Source organism: Acinetobacter sp. 1125_18A (assembly GCF_052824985.1).
On sequence record NZ_VTDG01000033.1, the window covers coordinates 1 to 3,267 of the forward strand.

Below are 3,267 nucleotides of genomic sequence, written 5' to 3' on the forward strand. Positions count from 1 at the left end.
CGACCGACGCTTTAAAGATTACATACGACGTAGTTTCAAATGGATATCCTCCCATAGAGGCTACTGCAGCTGTACATGTCGAGGCTGTTGCTGATGGTGTAAAATTGAGTCAGGATCAAACAATTTTGGGTGAGCCTGTAGTACCTGGTATTCCTAAAGCTTCAGGGTTAATTGCTTCCTTTTATAACAACCCTGCAAATATTCCGAATGACGATACTGCAATGGCTAAAGTCAAACAAGCTATACTTGCTAGTACTAGTATCGAAAATAGACCGATCACTATGATGGGGACAAATCAAGATATTATTATAGATAGTGGAAAAACTTTATATGTTCATGGTCTTATCTATTTAGAAGCAGGAAAGGAATATAGTCTTTCTGGTTATTCTGATGATGGTGCAAATTTTGCTATAGGTGGAAAAACGCTTCTTTCATCAAAAAGACTTGTTAATGATTGGTTTAATCCAGATGAGAATAGTGATCTTGGTAAACCAGGAGTATTTACACCAACGCAATCAGGTTATTATACACTAGACTTGATAACTTCGAATTGGCAAGGATCAGGAAAGCTGTCTGCTAATTTATTAGAAAGATATTTGGGGGATACAAAATGGTCTACTAAACCAATAGATTATCTTTCTCAAAATGTATATAGGAATGCTGATGAGTTGGATTTACTCAGTTTAGGTACTTTTAAACCATCAGTGCAAGGAGGAAAAGAAGGCTTTTATCCACAAACAGATAAAATTACTGAGATGGGGAATGCATTAACTCAAGTCATTGAAATTAGAACTTCAGTTAATCCAAGTGATTATGTAATTGAAAATATACCAGTAGGTTCAATTATTACTGATGGAACCAAGACATTTACAGCAACTAGTACAAATACTAGTGTAAATGTTAGTGGTTGGGATTATAAAAACCTTATTCTTAAACCTGTCTACTCATCGACTCAGGATAATTTATTAGAAGTTCCTACGTCTACTGGATTACTTCATACAGTCTACAAAGGCATTGACAATACTAATGGCTCAGATCGACTGTTTAAAATGATTACGATAAAAGAGAGAATCGATGCTTTTGTCATCAATCAACAATCGTTACCTGGGGCTTCTATAGTATTGCAAGACCGTGCTGATTCAAGTAATGTGCCGATTGCAGCAAAAGATTCTACTTCTGTTACTGGCCTCATTTATCTGCAAGCGGGTAAACAATATAGTTTCAGTGGAAAAGTCGATGATGGTATATATATTGAACTTGGTGGGCAACAGATCGTAACTTCAATTGGTGTAGCAGCTGTCCAAACATTTGGTCTAAACACACCGCTTAATGATGGATCTCTACCGAGTATCTTTACCCCTAAAGAATCAGGTTATTATACCTTAGGTATATATGGGCACAACTATGTTGGAAATGGTGTACTTCAATTAAAGGTAGAGGAAAGAAATGCTGGAAATAACAACTGGACTGCTAAAGATTTAAATACGCAGAACTATAATTTATATGGTAGTGCGGAAGAGCTTTTTGGATTGGTTGATAATCTCGGTTCATTTGTACCTTCAGAACAAGGCGGTACAGGTGGTCATTTTGCAGCGAGTGGCTTAAATAACGGAATGATGAATAACCTTGTGAAGCTAGCAGAGATTAAGGCGGAGCTGATTGATAAGGATGGATCAGAAACTATAGTAAGCTTATTGTTAAAGAATATTAAAAAGGATTCGGTATTAACTGACGGAAATCACTTTTTTACAGCTAAACAAGATCTTGATACTTTAGATCTGAAAGGCTGGGATTTAAAGAATTTGAGTATTCTTCCACCTCAGAATTATACGGGTACAATGAACTTAATAGTTGAAGGAATATCGAAAGAGGCAAGTAATGGGAGCGAAGAACTGACAAGCCAGATCATACCAGTGACTATTTTTGAACAAAACATGGGATTTGGTACTATTGGTCAGGTGTATAAATCTTCAAATGACCTTTTTGTAAAAGGAACGAATGAAGATAATGTCTTTAATAGCGGAACTCCTTTATCTCAATATGTTGATGGCGGTGCTGGTAATGACACCATCAATGCAACTAATAATAACGATTATTTCTTAGGTAATGCTGGAAATGACACACTTTTTGGTGGCGCTGGTAATGATACACTTATCGGTGGCGCTGGTAACGACATACTTGACGGTGGCATAGGTGTAGATATCTTATCTGGAGGACTTGGAGACGATAAACTTTATGGTGGTGATGGCGATGATACCTTAAGAGGTGGATTAGGAAATGATTTACTCGAAGGTGGTCGTGGTAATGATACGCTCAGTACAGGTTTGGGCATGGACACATTAATTTATAATGTTCTTAGTTCGAATGACTCAACTGGTGGAAATGGTAAGGATACTTGGATTGATTATGATAGTCAGGACAAAATTCAGTTTGGCAGTGATTTCTTTGCTGGCTTGTTAGCTGATCGCTCTAATCTTACTAGCTATATATCAGTCGTGAGTGATGGTAATGGTAATTCAGTACTTCGAGTTGATAGAGATGGCGCAATTGTAAATACATATAGTCCAACGAATCTTCTTGTTATTAAAGGTCAGCCTACGTTAACACTTGATGACCTACTCAAAAATGAGCAGATTGTTATTGGTTAACTTTAATCTAGACTAGAATTTCGCTCACATTTCTTATGGCAATTATTTTTATGATGATTAGTCTAAGGATGTGGGCTTTTTTAAGGTAGAAAGCTTTGATGCATAAAGATTCTAAAGCTAATATTTTCCCGAGTAGTTTAAATTTAAGGCATCACTTGGGTATGAGGCCAGACATTCAGATATGAGTTAAGCTATTGCGTTCCAAGCTCGACTTGTGGTGAAAAAGAGTACCATTGTTTTTTATATAAATTAGGAGATAAATGGAAACTATCTGAGTTAGAAAATGAAATTCAGATTGATCGCACTAAGTCTGAATTAACTTTTAATACTTTTCCATTTTTTATATTTAAGAAAGAACCAATTTTATAACGTTCTAGATCATATAGTTTCAAAATTAATCAACATCGACATCATTAACTTTATATTTGGAAAGATGATCAAATTGTTAAATTAGATTAACTCATGAGATTAAAGTTCAATTAAAGGAAAACCGCCATTAATGGCGGTTTTTTTCAATGACAACTTTAAACGACATGACTGTTGTCATTTTTGGTCGAGAACGACGCAACAGTTGTCATTTTAATTTTTTTGCTTTAATGCAAATTCAATAAGTTCTAAT

1 protein-coding gene is annotated in these 3,267 nt (G+C 35.6%); it reads left to right on the top strand.

All coding sequences use genetic code 11. From position 1 onward, the window contains the following. Positions 1-2,648 (top strand): calcium-binding protein (locus FY049_RS22085; protein ID WP_446084414.1); only part of this gene is annotated, 2,648 nt, incomplete at its 5' end. Positions 2,649-3,267 lie beyond the last annotated feature (619 nt).